The organism is Clostridioides sp. ZZV15-6598 (assembly GCF_020657705.1).
Taxonomy (GTDB): domain Bacteria; phylum Bacillota; class Clostridia; order Peptostreptococcales; family Peptostreptococcaceae; genus Clostridioides; species Clostridioides difficile_F.
Map to the genome: position 1 here is coordinate 1 of NZ_JAGWCS010000080.1, position 17,667 is coordinate 17,667.

Here is a 17,667-nt window from a genome sequence, read left to right on the forward strand (position 1 = left end):
GGGTATAACAGTATTAACTAGACATTAATTAGGAGGAACTTAAATATGATAAGAGTATGTCCAAACTGTTCAAATGTGGATGTAAATAAGTTAAAAACTTTAGTTGGAGAAGAAAATGTGAAGACTGGTTGTATAGGTCAATGTAGAGCATTTAAAAAAGAAGCTGTAGGAATAATAGATAATGAACTTGAAATAAGAGAAACAGAGGAAGAATTTTTTGAAGCATGTAAGAAATAAACTATATATGTAAGAAAAAACTACAGTAGAAAATAAATTATATAAAAGAGAGCATATAAATTGAGTAAGTATTTAGCAATTTATGTGCTCTCTTTTTATGTATATATTTAATTGTGAGTATACTTTTCTATTAAATACAAATAAATATAACTAAATTAAATTTATTTATTAAAAAAATATTGATTAAATATACCTATAGGGGGTATAATAAATACTATAGATTTCCAAATAAAGAATTTATCAATATTACATATCAAGATAGAATATACAAATTAATTAAAAATACATTGAAAGAGAGGAAGCGTTTATTATGAGTTCAAATAAAATAGTAGAAAATTATAAAATCACAGGTATGACATGTGCAGCTTGTGCAAAGGCGGTAGAAAGAGTAACGAAGAAATTAGATGGAGTATATGACCAAAGTGTAAACATAGCTACTGAAAAACTTAAGATAGAATATGACAATTCTAAAGTTAGCTTTGATGACATAAAACAAGTTGTAGAAAAAGCTGGATATGGAATTATAAAGGAAGAAAGTAATAAAAAAATTGATATGAAAATTGATGGAATGACATGTGCAGCTTGTGCAAAAGCTGTAGAGAGAGTAGTAAAAAAATTAGATGGAGTAGAAAGTATTAGCGTAAATATTGCAACAGATAAGGCTAATATAGACTATAATCCATCAAAAGTAAAATTATCTCAGATAAAAGCAGCTATAGAAAAAGCTGGTTATAAGCCAATAGAAGAAGTAAAAAATAAAGTTGATGTAGATGAAGATAAATTAAGAAAAGAAAAAGAAATGAATACTTTATTTATTAAATTCATAGTTGCAATAGTATTTGCAGTACCTTTGTTTTATATAGCAATGGGTCCTATGATAATAAAACCTATAGGACCATGGCCTTTACCAGAAATTTTAAATCCTATGACAAATACTTTAAATTATGCATTAGTCCAATTAATTTTAGTAATACCAGTGATGATAGCTGGATATAAATTTTATATAAATGGGTTTAAGGCACTTTTTTCTTTAAGTCCTAATATGGATTCTTTAGTTGCAATTGGTACACTAGCAGCATTTTTATATAGTCTATATACAACAGTACAAATAGCAAATGGACAAATTCAGGGTATGCACCATCATCAATTGTATTATGAAAGTGCAGGAATAATAATAGCACTTATATTACTTGGTAAATATTTAGAATCAAAATCAAAAGGAAAAACATCAGAAGCAATTAAAAAACTTATGGGACTACAACCTAAAACTGCAATAGTAATAGTTGATGGTAAAGAAATAGAGACTCCTATAGAAGAAGTTGGAATAGGAGATATAATACTAGTAAAACCAGGGACTAAAATACCAGTAGATGGAGTTGTAATAGAGGGATATACATCAGTTGATGAATCTATGCTTACAGGTGAAAGTATACCAGTAGAAAAAAATATTGGAAGTAAAGTTACAGGAGCTAGTATAAATAAAAATGGTGTTATTAAATTTAAAGCTGAAAAAATTGGTGGAGATACAGCTCTTGCTCAAATAATAAAATTAGTTGAAGATGCACAGGGGACAAAAGCACCTATTGCTAAACTTGCTGATACTGTTTCTGGATATTTTGTACCAATAGTAATTGCAATAGCTATAGTCTCATCATTATTGTGGTTTTTAGTAGGTGGAAAAGATATAGTATTTGTACTTACTATATTCATATCAATACTTGTAATTGCTTGTCCTTGTGCATTAGGATTAGCTACACCAACTGCTATAATGGTTGGAACTGGAAAAGGTGCAGAAAATGGAATATTGATAAAAGGTGGGGAAGCACTAGAATCTGCTCACAAAGTAAATACAGTAATATTCGATAAAACAGGTACAATAACAGAAGGTAAACCAAAAGTAACAGATATTGTGTTAAATAATGTGGAAGAAGAATACCTAATTAAGATTGCTTCAAGTGCAGAGAAAGGTTCAGAACATCCTCTAGGAGAAGCAATAGTTAGATATGGAGAAGATAAAAATATACAGATTGAAAAAGTTGATAACTTTAAAGCTATACCAGGTGCTGGTATACAAGTTACAATAAATAATGAAAATATATTGCTTGGAAATAAAAAACTTATGAACGACAATAATATCAACCTTAAAGTTTTAGAGGAAAAATCTAATATACTAGCTAGTCAAGGTAAGACACCTATGTATATTGCTGTAGATGGAAATTTATCAGGAATAATCGCAGTTGCGGATGTAGTTAAAGAAAGTAGTAAAAAAGCAATAGATATTCTTCATAATATGGGAATAAAAGTTGCAATGGTAACTGGAGATAATGTTAAGACTGCAAATGCTATAGCAAGTCAAGTAGGTATAGATATGGTATTAGCGGAGGTTTTACCAGAAGATAAGTCAAAAGAAGTTGAAAAATTACAAAATCAAGGTAAGTTTGTTGCAATGGTAGGAGATGGAATAAATGATGCACCAGCACTTGCAAAAGCTGATATAGGAATAGCAATAGGAAGTGGAACAGATGTAGCAATTGAGTCAGCAGATATAGTGCTTATGAAGAGTGATTTAATGGATGTTCCAACTGCGATTAAACTTAGTAATGAAACTATAAAAAATATAAAGCAAAATCTATTTTGGGCATTTGGATATAATACAATTGGTATACCTGTAGCAGCAGGATTGCTGTATATCTTTGGAGGACCTCTTTTAAATCCAATGATTGCAGCAGCGGCCATGAGTTTAAGTTCAGTTTCAGTGGTTTCAAATGCACTTAGACTTAAAAATTTCAAAGCATATAAAAAAAATTAGAGCAATAAATTAAGTAAAAATGTATTTAAAAGAGCTATCTTTAATTAAAAGGATTAATTTACAAATTAAGATAGCTCTTTTTTCATGTAAAATTCACAACAATGAGATAAAATATAAGTAATACAGGAAATTTAAAAATAGAAAGGATTGATAGGATGAACTCGTCAATACTTGTAATCGAAGACGATTCAAACATACAAGAATTAATATCAGAGTTTTTAAGTGCAGAAGGATATCAAGTTGAGTCAGCAAATGATGGATTAGAAGGTATACAAAAATTTAAGCAAGGAAGTTATGACTTAGTAATATTAGATATAATGATGCCAAACTTAGATGGTTATGGAGTTTGTAAGATGATAAGAAAATCATCAAGTGTTCCAATTATATTTTTGACTGCTTTAAACGATGAAGGAGATCAACTTAAAGGATTTGACTTAGAATGCGATGATTATATAACAAAGCCATTTTCATTTAATCTTCTCATTAAAAGAGTAGAAGCTATCTTGAGAAGAAGCAACAAAACGATAAATGATAAGTTTATAGTTTTTGAAAAATTAAAGTTAGATTTAAACACATATATTGCCGAAATAGATGGAGAGCCTATAGAACTTACATTAAAAGAATTTAATATATTGAAAGCTTTGATAGAAAAATATCCACAGGTTATAACTAGGGAAGGTCTTTTAGATAGTATATGGGGTTATGATTATTATGGAGATACTAGAATTGTTGATGCACATATAAAAAATATAAGAAAAAAAATATCATTACCATATATTAAAACTGTAAAAGGAATAGGATATACACTTGAGAAGGATATTTGATAAGTGGGAAAAATTAAGTATAAAGTATAAATTATTTTCCATAACAACATCATTATTAATAGCATTAGCTTTAATAATATACCTAATTTTATATTTTTTATTGCCATCATATTATCATGAGTATAAAATTGAGTCTCTTCAAGAAAGCTTAAAATCTCTAGTAGATAGTTCAATTCACTTTGATACATATACTTTAGAAGAAAGACTTTATTATATGGCTAAAGACCAAAACCTTGCTATTTTATTAAAAGATAACCAAGGAAAAATTGTATATGGTAAAAATGAAGTAGTTATTTTAAGATATAGTAAGTACATGATTAATAGTATTGAAGATGAGTATAGAACATCTATACCTATATATACAAAAGACTCAAAAGACGGACCATATAGTTTAGAACTTGTTATGCCATTACAGCCAATTGATGAAGCAAATGAAGTCATAAGAAAGTTAATGCCATACATTATATCAATAGCGATATTAATAGCAATTATTGGAGCATATATATATTCAATTGTAATAACAAAGCCTCTCATAAATATAATAGAGAGTGAAAGAGAACAGGAATATAGAAGAAAGGATTTTGTTGCAACGATATCACATGAATTAAAAACTCCAATAACCATAATAAGTGGTCAAATTGAAGGAATGATTTATAGTGTAGGTAAGTATAAAGATAGGGATACTTACTTGAAAAAATCATATGAATGTACACAAGAGTTAAAAGATTTAGTAAATGAGATGATAGAGGTTTCAAAATCAGAAATACTAGAAAAAGATTTAAAACTAGTATCAATAAATATAAGTGAGCTTTTAAATAGACTGGTAAAAAGACAAGTATTTTTAATAGAAGAAAAACATATGAAAACTATTCTACAAATAGAAGAAAATCTAGAAATTAAGGCAGACCAAGAGAGAATAACTAAAGCAATTAATAATATAATAAATAATGCTATAAAATATTCTCCTGAAGGCTCAGAGCTTATAATTAGGCTTTATGATAAAAACAAGCGAATAAACAAAAAAGCTTCTAATCAAAGAGTTATTTTAGAAATTGAAAATACTGGTGTAACTATAGAGAAACGTTACTTAGAAGAGATATTTAATCCATTTTATAGAATAGAGAAATCTCGTTCAAGAAAAACTGGAGGAAGCGGACTAGGTCTTTATATAGTCAGTCAAATTTTTAAAACTCATGGGTTTGAATATAGCATAAAAAATAAGGAAAACTCTGTAGTATTTACGGTTGAATTTAAAAATTAGTATATATATATTGAAAAATATAAGTTTCAATAATAGTTCATCGCAAAATCACAAAAAATTCATACTAAAAATGTATTATGTAAATAGAAATAAAAAAATTTTAAACCATAAAATAACACCAAGCTATAATGATGATACAACCTAATATCCTCCAATTAAATCATCATTATAGTAATTCCCAACAATTAAATACAATGAATTTAAGAAATAACATTGAGCATAGAGTATCTATGCTTGATGTTATTTTTATTTTAAAATGAAAAAGAGCTAATCTTTATTAAAAGTTATATATTCAGATAGTCTTAAATTACATTTAATAACTTAAAAATTATACTCAATATAGCAAATAAATATATGCACTTTGGGAAAAATAACTGTAGGAAGTATTATATTTACAGAGGAGGTAGTTTTGATGGATAGACTTAAAAGAGATATGAAAAACATGAAAGAAGATTTAAAAGAAGGTGCTAAAAAGACAGCTTATGTAATGAAAAATACTGCTGAAGATTTAAAAGATGATGCTCAAGGTGCTATGGCAAACCTAGAAATGAAGAAAGATGAAATGATGGAAAGATATGAGCAAAAGAAATTTGCTAAAGATTTAGAAAAGCAAATGAAAGATGAAATGAAATAAAGTTTTGTTTATAGACTCAGGTACTGTTACCAATGGTAGTTTTTAGATAAAAAATACTATAAAAGATTTTACAGAAGAAATAGACTTTCTAAAAATAACTGTATTATATTTAGAAAGTCTATTTCAAGTATATTTAAATCATGATAATTTTAAAATTTTAAATATTAAATTTGATTATTGCTGTAATCATATAGAATTAAGGCTTTTAAGGATATTTACAAAATAATAGCTTATCTCTTGAATCTATTTGTAAAATATATCATTACGTTTATAAAACATTCACATTAAATTCTGATAAAGTATTTAATATATCAGGAGTAGGTGATTTTTCTGTAATTATAGAGCTAATATCCTCTAAATGGGCAAATTTAAAGTTTCCATCAAATTTAAATTTTTTATCTTCCATAACTATAAATACTTTTTTACTTGAATTTATGATGGCTTTTTTTGTAAGTCCATCTTCAATTTCAAATGTTGTAAGAGTAGAATTAAATACATCTACACCACAACTGCCCATAAACGTTTTATCAAATTTATATCTTGATATAAAATCTATTGTTGGAGTGCCAACAAATCCATCTAAGCTAAGATTTAATAAACCACCAGTAGAAATTACATTTAAATTATTGGGCTTTGAAGTAACTACATTTAGTATATCTAGCATATTTGTGACCAATGTTACTTTCTTATTACTTTCAGCTAACAGTTTAGCCAATAATATATTGATTGTAGATATATCTAAAAATATAGTTTCTCTATCTGTAATTAGATTAAATGCTTTTTCTGCTATTATTTTTTTTGTTGGTATATTAGTTTCTTTTCTATCTTTTGTATCTTGATTTTCAAGAGTTTCTCTGACTAGTACAGCTCCACCATAAATTCTTCGTATTGAAGAAATTTTTTCTATGTTTTTTAAATCTTTTCTTATACAATCTTCTGTAACATTAAATTTTGAACTGAGTTCTTTTACAGTAACTCTTCCTTCTTTTTTTAGGATATTTAATATAGCCTGAATCCTTTCTTCTGCAAACATCTTTTACCTCTTTTCCTAAATATAGTATTATAGTAAATATTATAAGATAAAAGATAAAATATCAACTATTTTAATATGAAATACAAAATTAATTTAATATACAAAGTATATGGTCCTTAATAGTCTATCTGAAACTTAATAAATAAAGAAATTATAAAAATATACAACAAAATCAAACAATAAAAAAACAGAAGAAACAATAATAAAAAAGTTGAAAATAATACCAAATCAATATATAATAAGAATAAATAAAAAAAAGTAAAGTTTAAAGGGGGATATTTTAATGCAACTAATCTTAGATACAGGTAACATAGAGGAGATTAAAGAGCTATGTACTTATTTAGCAATTGATGGTGTAACAACAAATCCAAGTATTGTTTCAAAGGAAAAAAAGAATTTTAAGCAACTTATAAGTGAGATTGGTGAAATTATAGGTGAGGATATGCCTATACATGCTCAAGTATTAAGTACAAAGTATGAAGATATATTAGAAGAAGCATTATATATAAGTAGTTTGAGAGAAAACATATATGTGAAAATACCTGTAACACAAGATGGTTTAAGAGCTATAAAAGACCTTCATAAAAAAGGAATAAAAATAACTGCTACTGCAATATTTACTGCTCATCAGGGATTTTTAGCTGCAAAAGCTGGAGCAAATTATGTTGCACCTTATGTAAACAGACTTGATAATATATCTGGTGATGGTGTATCTATGGTTTCAGAGCTTATAAAAATAATAGATACTTATAATATGGATACAAAGGTACTTGCTGCTAGTTTTAAAAATGCGCAACAGGTTATAGAATTAATGAAGTGTGGAGTACACAGTGTCACAGTACCATATGACATTTGCAAATCCATGATGAATCATCCATTGACAGATTGGAGTGTTGATAAGTTTATAGAAGATTGGGAAAATACTTTTGGAAAAGGTAGCAAAACAAATAACATTTAATTTTAGAATAAAAAATTAGTTTTTATGCAATTTTATAAATAGATTTTTATGAAAAAGATGAAAATATGAATTAACTTAAGATAATAATGTTCTAAATTATTAAAAAGAAAATTCATATTTTCATCTTTGTTAAACTTCTAGACCTATAAATCTCCACCAAGGGAATGTTATACAGATTATTATAAAATAGGTTAAAGGAATTAAAGTCAAACCATACTTAAAAATAACCTTACTATTATATAGATTCTCACCATGTCCAACCATTATTGTTGCATGATGAAAAGGCAATATGTATTGTATACTTACTACAATATAAACAAAAAGGCAAAGAACAATACTATTTTCTTTAAGTATATGTAAACTTCCAAGTAATGGTATCACCACAGAGGATGTAGTGACAGCACTTCCAAGGCATATATTCAATACTATTGTCAGGGTTATTAAAAATAATATTGAAATAGTTTTTGAAGAGTTTGGAATTAATTTTATTAAATAGTTTCCCATTATATCAACAACTCCAGAGTACTTTAGTATTCCTCCAATCGAAAACGCTGCTATAAAAAAAATAAGAACTTTCCAATTTATTTCTTTTAAAGTATTGAAACCAATTATTTTCTTTAGCAACAAAAGAAGTACACAAATAGACATTATAATTAGTGTATTTAAATTATGAATAAATTGAGTTAAGAACATAAAAAACATTATTCCTAAACATAAAAATACATGTTTTTGTTCATCACTTAATAAATGAAACTCTTTTTTTAGATTAGAATAGGAAAATTGAAATTTATTAGAATTAAAATTATCACAAGAAACAAATTTTATTAAAGACAATTCTTTTTTAAAAACAAACATAAATAAAAAATAAGTTATAAAACAAGTAATTATAGTTGGAACAGACATATAAAAAGCCCACTGACTCCAGTTTATATTACAATTTCCAAGTTCTAGGACTACATAGTTTAAAAGAGTATCTCCATTTACAAAAAACATTGATGTAAATGTAGATGCTGTAAATATACTGAACAGAAGTATAGATTTTGAATCTTCAGTTAAGTGTTGTTCTTTAAAAAATTCTTTATAAAAGGCTGACACAAGAATGACTCTTGGAAATGGCTGTGGTATGAAAAATATTAATAATACACCTAAAATATATGATAAAAAAACCATCTTTCTAGGGGTATCTACAGTATTTAAAATTAATTTTTCAGAAATAATTTTTGCAACACCTGTCTTTGCAACTGCATTAGTAATTATGTAAGCAAGTATTATTATATAAAAATTTTCTGTAAATAAAAATTGTAAAATAACGTTCAAAGGTGCAATATTAAAAATAAAAGCTAATATTACAAAGACTAATGCAACTACGGTTTTTTCAACAGAGTCTACAGCCCATATTAAGATAGTTAAAAAAGATAAGCATATAGAAAATTTTATATTGAAACTATAATTTAGAAAGAAGTAAAGAATTATAGTAACCATAATAGTCATACAAAATTGTTTTGGTTTAAGAATAATAACCATTTTTTGTATCCACCTCCATAATTTATTATATCATAATGAAGGTGAATACATTTTATTAAAAGATTATTCATTAATTCTATGATTTACAATAGCTTTAGTTTTCCAATACCCTTTTTTATAATAGATGACTGTAACAATAAGGCCTAAAGTCCAACCAAAAGGGATACCCATCCAAATTCCATCTGTTCCAAATAATCTAGAAAATAAATAAGAAGCAGGAATTCTTCCAAGCCATAAAGATACAACTGAACTCATCAGAGCAAACATAGAATCACCAGCACCTTTCATTGCACTTGAAAGTACAAAGGAAGTACCAATAAATAAGAAAAAAGGTCCTATTATAAATAAGTAAGAAGAGCCAATTTTAATAACATCTTTATCAGTATTAAATAAAGAAATTAAGTTTTCTCTAAACAATAAGATTAGGGCAACAACTACAATTGCTAGAATTAAAGCCATTTTTATAGATTCACGAATTCCTTTTCTAACCCTTTCATTTTCTCCAGCACCTATATTTTGAGCAACAAAAGTGGAAACAGCAGAGCCAAGGTTCATGATAGGTAAGCTTATAAAGTTTTCTATTCTAAGACCAGCTCCAAAAGCTGCCATAGCAGATGTACCATAACTATTAACTAAAAATTGAAGAGCCATGTTGCCAATTGAAAATAACATCTGTTGAACGCCACTTGGAAGTCCTAATCTAAGACCATCTTTAAATATTTTATTATCATATACAATTCCTTTAATCTTAAATTTAAGTACTTCATGTTTTTTATTTAAATATATTATGCTAATTATGAATGATACTGCTTGAGCCATTATAGTGGCAAGTGCAACACCTTCAACCCCCATTTTCAAGACTACAATAAAAGTTAAATCTAAAACTATATTTAAAATTGTGGCTATTATTAAAAAATAAAGTGGAGTTACTGAATCTCCAAGTCCTCTAAGTATTGCACTTACTGAATTGTATCCAGCAGAAAATAAGATTCCACCAAATATTATAGTAAGATACAGTTTTGACTGATTAAAAACTGATTCTGGAGTATTCATAAGCTTAAGCATAGGACCTCCAAATACTATTCCAATAACACTTATTAATATAGATCCAATAAATAAAAGTATATATGTAGTATCAATAGTAGCTTTTACTTTTTTTAAATCTCCTGAACCATAAAACTGTGAAATTAAAATAGAAAAACCAAGACTGACACCCATAAGCATTGCTACTAGCAAAAACATTATAGGGTTAGCACCTGAGACTGCTGCCATGGCTTCTTTACCAATAAATCTACCAACTATGATACTGTCAGCAGTATTGTATAGTTGTTGAAATAAACTACCAATAAGCATAGGCATAGCAAAAAAGAATATAGATTTTCCCTCATGACCTGTAGTTAAATCTTTCACCCTTATTCCTCCAAATTTAAAAATTATTAATTATCAATTTGCTATAATAAATATAATATAATCTTAACATAAACTTTATATCACTACTATAAATAAATTGTATTAAATAATCATATATTTTGTAAAAATGTAAAGAATATAAATATGACGTAGATATAGCAAATTAACATTTAATATAATCGAATATTAATACAAATTTATTCTAATATATACGCATATATTGACAAAATTAACTATATAAATTAAAATAATATTCGTAAAGAAAAATTCATGTTTTATATTGTATAACATATAATTTTGACAATACGGGTCATAAGTTTCTACCGGAATACCGTAAATATTCTGACTATGTATACTATTATTTAGTTAAATAAATATTTATTTAACTAAATTATGAAGGATACGACTCAGCTTATTAGTTACTGTGTCGTTTTTTTGTAAAATTTAATAGGAGGTGTTGTTATGCAAACAACAAACAGTAGTACCATGCAGAAACTTTTTCCAATTTTGACTAATAAAAATGTCGACATGAAGAAAGAAGTAATTGCTGGTGTAACTACTTTTTTAACTATGGCTTATATAATAGCTGTAAATCCAAACATTTTATCAGCAACAGGGATGCCAGCAGGTGCTCTTGTTACGGGGACATGTCTAGCAGCAGCATTTGGATGTATTTTAATGGGAATGGTCGCTAATCTTCCTTTTGCTTTAGCATCAGGTATGGGTCTTAATGCATTTTTTGCATACACAGTAGTCTTACAAATGGGTGTTCCTTGGGGAGTAGCTCTTACAGCGGTATTTGTAGAAGGTATCATTTTTATAATATTATCAGTAAGTGGAGTTCGTGAAGCTGTTGTAAATGCAATACCAAAAAATATGAAACTTGCTGTTACAGGTGGTATAGGTATATTTATTGCACTTATAGGTTTAGTTAATTGTGGAATCGTAATTGGAGATCAAGCTACTCTTATAAAGATGGGAAAATTTACTCCAGCAGTAATAATAGCTTGCATAGGATTAATAATTATAGCAGTATTAGATAAAAAAAGAGTTAAAGGTTCTATACTTTTTGGAATAGTAGTAAGTTCATTACTTGCTTGGGGATTTGCATTTATGAATCCAGAATATGCACAAAAATTAGGCATATACTTACCTAGCGGAATATTCAAGTTTGAAAGTTTAGCACCAATAGCAGGTAAAATAGATTTAGGATATGTATTACATCCAACAAACATAGGTGGTTTCTTTGTAATAGTTTGTACATTCTTATTTGTTGATTTCTTTGATACAGTAGGTACATTAGTAGGAGTTTGTTCTAAAGCAAATATGCTAGATGAAAAAGGAAATGTTCCTAATGTAGGTAGAGCTTTACTTACAGATGCAGTTGCAACTACAGTAGGTGCAGGGCTTGGAGTATCTACAGTTACAACTTATGTTGAGAGTTCAACAGGTGTTATTGCAGGAGGTAGAACTGGATGGACAGCAGTAACAGTTGGTGTTTTATTCTTAGTTGCGATGTTTTTCTCTCCTGTATTTATAGCAATTCCATCATGTGCTACAGCACCAGCTTTAATTTATGTTGGGTACTTGATGCTTGGTACAGTTAAGGATATTGATTTTGATAATATAACTGAAGGTGTTCCAGCTTTCGTTACTATTGCTTGTATGGCATTAACTTATAGTATAGGTGATGGTTTAACTCTAGGTATATTAACTTATGTTTTTGTAAATGTATTTTACAATATATTTGGAGCTAAAAAGGCTGAAGACAAGAAGCATGTTTCTATAGTAATGATTGTCCTTGCTATATTATTTATAATCAAACTTTGGCTATTATAATAGATATTATTTAAAAATTTACTTTAATAAAATAAAGAGCTGTAATTTCTAATATATTTTGATAAGAAGTTACAGCTCTTTTATGTTTTATTGTATTACTTAGATATGTCTACTAATTTTCCCTTTTCTAAGATTTTAGGCACAATTGTTATGTTAAATTCTTTCTGTAAGTCTTTTATAATACCTAACTCTTTTTTTGTTATTATTGAAATAGTATCTCCACTTCGATTTCCTCTGGCAGTTCGACCACACCTATGCAGATATTCGTTTTTACTATTTGGAAAATCTAAATTAAAAACATGGCTTATATCTACTATATCAAGCCCACGAGCAGATAAATCTGTTGTAACTAAAATTTTAGCTTTACCAAGTTTAAATTTATTTATCGCATTTTTTCTATCCTCTTTTGCCATATTTCCAAAAATCCCAATTGCTTTATAATTATGATAGTTTAATTTTGATACTATGACATCTATATTTTTTTCATTATTTACAAATACAATAGCTCTTTTTGGGTTTGTAGCAGCTAATGTTTTTCTAAGAAAAGTGAATTTATCCCTGATTTCACCTAACATATATGTATGATTTATATTAGGGTTTATCTGTGAATCTTCTTTTGTTTTTATTAATTCAAATTCTTTCATAAATTTATCACAAATTTTTATAGTACTATCTGTAAGACTTGCAGAACAACCTATGATTTGTCTATCTCTCAATGTAGTTTTTATTATGTCCTCTACACAAGTTATGTTTTTACCATTCAATAAATTATCTACTTCATCTAAAACGATAGTTTTTATGTTGTGTGATTTTAACTTCTTCTGTTTTATCAAGTCTAAAACTCTTCCACAAGTTCCTATTACTATATGAGGTTTTATAGACTTTATATTTTTTATTTGTTTCTGTATATTAACTTCTCCAATTAAGGCTAGTGAAGTCAAAGAAATCTCTGAGTTTTTTGCTAATAATTCAATTTGATTTGTAATTTGCATTACTAATTCATGTGTTGGTGCAAGTATAAGAGCCTGAGTTTCCCTTTTTGATGTATCAATTTTTTCAAATATAGGTAAAACATATGCGAGTGTTTTTCCTGTTCCAGTTTGTGAGTTGATTAATAAATCTTTATTTTGCATTATATTTTCTATAACAAGTGACTGAACTTCTGTTGGAGAAGTTATATCTTGTTTTTTAAGTCCATTTATTAGAGTAGAACTTATTTTTAATTGTTCAAATGTGTTCATCTTTTGCTCCTTCTATTAAAACTTATATTATAGTTAACTATTTCTTATTATACATTGTTTAGTCAAATCGAACTATACATTATTTTATAATTATGTGCAATTTAGAAGTAAATATATATGCTTTTTGTATATTTATATTGATTTCAGTTTTTTTACAATTGTCTAATATATAAATTTGAAAATTTAGCAAATTGTAGTTGTAATTCTTTAATACTTGTTATATATTATATATAACAAGTATTAAAACTATAATATAATACGGAGGGAAATTATGTTAAAGATAAGCAATGTATCTAAATCATATAAAAATAAAAAAGTAGTAAATAATATTTCATTTGAAGTAAATGATGGAGAGATTTTTGGATTTATAGGTCATAATGGTGCAGGAAAAACTACTACTATTAAAGCAATTGTTGGGATACATGATTTTGAGGGAGGAGAAATACTTATAAACTCTAAATCTATAAAAAAACAATCTGTTGAGTGTAAAAAGGAAATGGCATATATTCCTGATAATCCAGATCTGTATGAAGCTTTAACTGGAATACAATACCTTAATTTTATAGCAGATATATTTGAGGTAGATAAAAATGAAAGAGAAGAATTAATAAAATACTATTCACATAAATTTGAAATTAATAAGGCATTAGGTGATTTAATATCTTCATATTCACATGGTATGAAACAAAAGCTAGCTATAATTTCATCTTTAATCCATAATCCTAAAATTCTAATTCTTGATGAACCTTTTGTAGGTCTTGATCCAAAAGCTTCATTTATATTAAAGGAAATCATGAAGGAGTTTTGTAAAAAAGGTGGGTGTATATTTTTCTCAACACATGTTCTAGAAGTTGCTGAAAAAATCTGTGATAAGATTGCCATAATAAAAGATGGAAATATAATTGCTTATGGAACTACTGAAGAAGTGAAAGGAAATAATTCTCTTGAAAATATTTTTATGGAATTAATAGAAAAATAAAGTGTTACTTTTACAGCATATAATGTCTAAAGTGAGGGATGATAAATTATGAGTAATTTGAGTATATTAATAAAAACTAACATAATAAGTGAGTTTAAATTGAACTCTCTAAAAAAAACAGACAGTAAAGAAAAACAAAAGATAATAGTAATGATATTTTCAGTACTTGTTGTAGCAGGGCTATTAATATTTTATGTAACAAGTTTAAGCCTTTCTCTAGTTGATATTTTAAAACAAATAAATCAAATGGAAATGCTACTTGTGTTTGGCTTTGGATTATCAACAGTAATGGCAATTGTTACATCATTATATAAAACTTCATCATATCTATTTCAGGCTAAGGATTTAGAGTTATTAACTAGTTTACCGATAAAAGCATCTACTATATTAGCTAGTAAAATATTAATGTTGATTGGAACTAATTATTTGTTTTCTTTAGTGTGCATGATTGTACCAGCTGTAGTTTATTTTTTAAACGCTGATGTAAGTATAACATATTTTCCTTATTTAATATTACTATTTTTAGCTTTACCACTATTACCAATAGTTGTTTCATCAATAGTTTTCTTATTTATAGGACAGTTATCATCAAGGTTAAAGTATAAAAATTTAGTATTAATTATAGGTAGTGTAATATTAATTTTGGCTTATACTGTACTCATGTCAAAATTAAACTCCATATCAGTGGAATTATTAAAAAATAGTGCATCTATCTCAGAAACAATCAATAAAATATATCCACCTATATACTACTTTGTTGATGCTCTTAAAACTGGAAGTATAGTTTCATTTTTAATATTTATGGCAATATCATTAATACCATTTTTCGTATTTGTAACTTTATTTGCAAAAGGATTTACAGATATAAATGCTAGAATGGGTGAAAGTTATAAAACTAAAAACTATGAATTTAAAAGTCAAAAAATTTCAAAACCATCAAAAGCTTTATTGAAAAAAGAATTTAGAAGATATACTTCTTCATTTATTTACTTTATGAATTCATCTATTGGTCTGTTATTTTTAATAGTGGCTACAATTGGTGTGTTGGCATTTGGAGCTGATAAAATAGCTGAGTTACTAAAAATGAATATAGATTTTAGCATTATAAAAATACAGTTATTAGGTGTGTTTCTATTTATAATAATAATGAACTGCACAACATATTGTTCAATTTCCTTTGAAGGAAAGAATTTATGGATACTAAAATCTTCCCCAATAGATGAAAGGGAGATATTTTGGTCAAAAATATTGATGAATTTTTTATTAAATGCACCATTATCTGTTTTATGTCTAATATTAGTATCTATAAAACTAAATTTTGAAATACAGTTTGTGATTGTAGCAATTTGCTTGATTTTAACTATGTCAATGTTTGTAGCTTTAATGGGATTGTTATCAAATTTACTTTATCCAAACCTTGATTGGAAAAATGAAGTAACAGTAGTAAAACAAAGTGCAAGTATGATAGTTACAATATTAGTATCATTAATTTATATAGTTATCGTTGGAGGAATATATATATTATTAAAAGTTTCTTTTCTAAATATATATTTAATTCTAGTAAGTGTGCTTACACTTATATTAGACTTTATTTTATGGAGAATTATTTCAACTAAAGGAGTAAAAATATTTAAAAATTTATAGATATATTTGTGTTAAAAAAAGACTTATTTTTTAAGGTATTGCAAAGAATATGCTAAGTAGTATACTATTGTATAGTGATATGAAAAAACTTAGGAGAAAATAAATGAGAAAATTATCCAAAAAAGAAAAAGATTTTATTCAATATGGATTTTTGATATTTTTGATATGTATTACTACTTATTTAATATCAACTACTTTAGATGTAAAGCTAATACCTAAAATTATAAGTCTAGTAAATAAAACCTATATATTTCTTGGCATACTAATAATGTTAATATATATGATAATTGAATCTATTGTGACACATTTGATAATAAATGCAGTTCAAAAAACAAAAGTAAAATTTATAGGTATTAAAATGGCGACAATGGGATTTTATTATAATTTAGTTACTCCATTTGCGTCAGGAAGTCAACCAATGCAAATATATGCACTTACAAAGTATGATGTTAGTCTTAGCAAATCTGTAGCTATAGTTACTAATAAGACAGTTGTATTTCAAAGTACAGTTACTATATTTTGTGGAATTTTAATTTTATTGAATAAGTCATTATTAATGGAACAAGTGCATTCAGTTAGGGTTTTAATCGCGGCTGGGATGACCATGAATGTAAGTATGCTATTAGGTGGGCTCTTAATAGTATTTAGTCCCAAGCAAGTGAAAATGATAGCGGAGATTTTGATTAATTTTTTATCTAAGTTTAAAGCATTTAAGTTTTTAGATAAAAAAAGAGATAGAATAAATCATTATATTGATGACTACAATTATTCTATAAAAATATTTATCAAAAATGTAAAGATTTTATTTTTAAGTATATTGCTTACTGCACTACAACTTATAGCATACTTTAGTATAGTTTATTGTGTGTATAAAGCTTCAAATTTAAAAGGAGTATCATATATACATATAATGACATTGCAAGTATTTTTATACATGGCAATATCACCAGTTCCAACACCAGGAAATGTTGGAGCAAATGAGGTTACGTTTTTTACCATGTTCTCAAACATAATTCCAAAAGAGTTATTGGGATATTCAGTGCTTTTATATAGTGGATTTGTATATTATCTATTACTAATAGTTTCAGGATTATTTACATTTAGAACCCATTATACATTGAATAATTGGAAGCGTGATAATAAATGTAATTCTAGTTTAGGAGAAGTTATTGAAAAAGTTTAATTATTAGAAAGTAAAAAGAAATATAAATTACTTAGTCTGTAAAATTTAATCAACAAAATTATTATTAGGGAAATTCTAAATATAAATATAC

The 17,667-nt window shown here is 26.7% G+C and carries 14 protein-coding genes and 1 riboswitch; of the genes, 10 read left to right on the forward strand and 4 right to left on the reverse strand.

Features of this window, described 5'->3' with window-relative positions; genetic code table 11:
- Window positions 1-45: 45 nt before the first annotated feature.
- The 5 genes from KGF50_RS14435 (at window position 46) to KGF50_RS14455 (ending at window position 5,765) form a co-directional block, all read left to right on the forward strand.
- Entirely contained in the window at window positions 46-237 is a 192-nt protein-coding gene (locus KGF50_RS14435; RefSeq protein ID WP_227434767.1) for a DUF1450 domain-containing protein, read from the forward strand.
- Window positions 238-547: 310 nt separating this feature from the next.
- The gene (locus KGF50_RS14440; protein WP_227848694.1) at window positions 548-3,046 is read left to right on the forward strand and encodes a heavy metal translocating P-type ATPase; all 2,499 of its coding nucleotides are present in this window, start codon (window positions 548-550) and stop codon (window positions 3,044-3,046) included.
- A gap of 155 nt (window positions 3,047-3,201) precedes the next feature.
- Window positions 3,202-3,870 carry a response regulator transcription factor gene (locus tag KGF50_RS14445; RefSeq protein ID WP_227434765.1) on the forward strand — a complete coding sequence of 223 codons (669 nt, stop codon included), beginning with the start codon at window positions 3,202-3,204 and terminating at the stop codon, window positions 3,868-3,870.
- Entirely contained in the window at window positions 3,854-5,131 is a 1,278-nt protein-coding gene (locus KGF50_RS14450; protein ID WP_227848695.1) for a sensor histidine kinase, read from the forward strand. The genes KGF50_RS14445 and KGF50_RS14450 overlap by 17 nt, the downstream gene beginning before the upstream one ends.
- Before the next feature lie 412 nt (window positions 5,132-5,543).
- Complete coding sequence (locus tag KGF50_RS14455) at window positions 5,544-5,765, forward strand: hypothetical protein (protein WP_227848696.1); 222 nt, start codon at window positions 5,544-5,546, stop codon at window positions 5,763-5,765.
- A 268-nt stretch (window positions 5,766-6,033) separates the two neighbouring features.
- Here the strand turns inward: KGF50_RS14455 and KGF50_RS14460 are convergent, their stop codons facing one another.
- A complete protein-coding gene (locus tag KGF50_RS14460) occupies window positions 6,034-6,798 on the reverse strand; it encodes a DeoR/GlpR family DNA-binding transcription regulator (RefSeq protein WP_227848697.1) in 765 nt (254 codons plus the stop codon).
- Window positions 6,799-7,081: 283 nt separating this feature from the next.
- On the opposite strand from KGF50_RS14460, the gene fsa reads away from it, so the two are divergent.
- Window positions 7,082-7,756 carry a fructose-6-phosphate aldolase gene (gene fsa / locus KGF50_RS14465; protein WP_227848698.1) on the forward strand — a complete coding sequence of 225 codons (675 nt, stop codon included), beginning with the start codon at window positions 7,082-7,084 and terminating at the stop codon, window positions 7,754-7,756.
- 129 nt (window positions 7,757-7,885) lie between these two features.
- On the opposite strand, the gene KGF50_RS14470 is transcribed toward fsa, so the two are convergent.
- Both KGF50_RS14470 and KGF50_RS14475 read right to left on the reverse strand, forming a co-directional pair.
- Entirely contained in the window at window positions 7,886-9,280 is a 1,395-nt protein-coding gene (locus KGF50_RS14470; protein ID WP_227848699.1) for an SLC13 family permease, read from the reverse strand.
- A 63-nt stretch (window positions 9,281-9,343) separates the two neighbouring features.
- Window positions 9,344-10,690, reverse strand: a complete 1,347-nt coding sequence (locus KGF50_RS14475) for an MATE family efflux transporter (protein WP_227848700.1) — start codon at window positions 10,688-10,690, stop codon at window positions 9,344-9,346.
- Between the two features lie 266 nt (window positions 10,691-10,956).
- A riboswitch (purine riboswitch) is annotated at window positions 10,957-11,059 on the forward strand.
- Window positions 11,060-11,152: 93 nt separating this feature from the next.
- Here KGF50_RS14475 and KGF50_RS14480 point away from each other — a divergent pair.
- Window positions 11,153-12,529, forward strand: coding sequence for an NCS2 family permease (locus KGF50_RS14480; RefSeq protein ID WP_227848701.1), 1,377 nt, complete (start codon window positions 11,153-11,155; stop codon window positions 12,527-12,529).
- A 95-nt stretch (window positions 12,530-12,624) separates the two neighbouring features.
- Here KGF50_RS14480 and KGF50_RS14485 read toward each other — a convergent pair whose 3' ends face one another.
- Complete coding sequence (locus tag KGF50_RS14485; protein WP_227848702.1) at window positions 12,625-13,770, reverse strand: DEAD/DEAH box helicase; 1,146 nt, start codon at window positions 13,768-13,770, stop codon at window positions 12,625-12,627.
- A 271-nt stretch (window positions 13,771-14,041) separates the two neighbouring features.
- Between KGF50_RS14485 and KGF50_RS14490 the strand changes: the two genes are divergently transcribed.
- The 3 genes from KGF50_RS14490 (at window position 14,042) to KGF50_RS14500 (ending at window position 17,576) form a co-directional block, all read left to right on the forward strand.
- A complete protein-coding gene (locus KGF50_RS14490) occupies window positions 14,042-14,749 on the forward strand; it encodes an ABC transporter ATP-binding protein (protein ID WP_227848703.1) in 708 nt (235 codons plus the stop codon).
- A 48-nt stretch (window positions 14,750-14,797) separates the two neighbouring features.
- Window positions 14,798-16,393, forward strand: a complete 1,596-nt coding sequence (locus KGF50_RS14495) for a putative ABC transporter permease subunit (protein WP_227848704.1) — start codon at window positions 14,798-14,800, stop codon at window positions 16,391-16,393.
- 103 nt (window positions 16,394-16,496) lie between these two features.
- On the forward strand, window positions 16,497-17,576 hold the full coding sequence (locus KGF50_RS14500; RefSeq protein ID WP_227848705.1) for a lysylphosphatidylglycerol synthase transmembrane domain-containing protein: 1,080 nt from the start codon (window positions 16,497-16,499) through the stop codon (window positions 17,574-17,576).
- Window positions 17,577-17,667 lie beyond the last annotated feature (91 nt).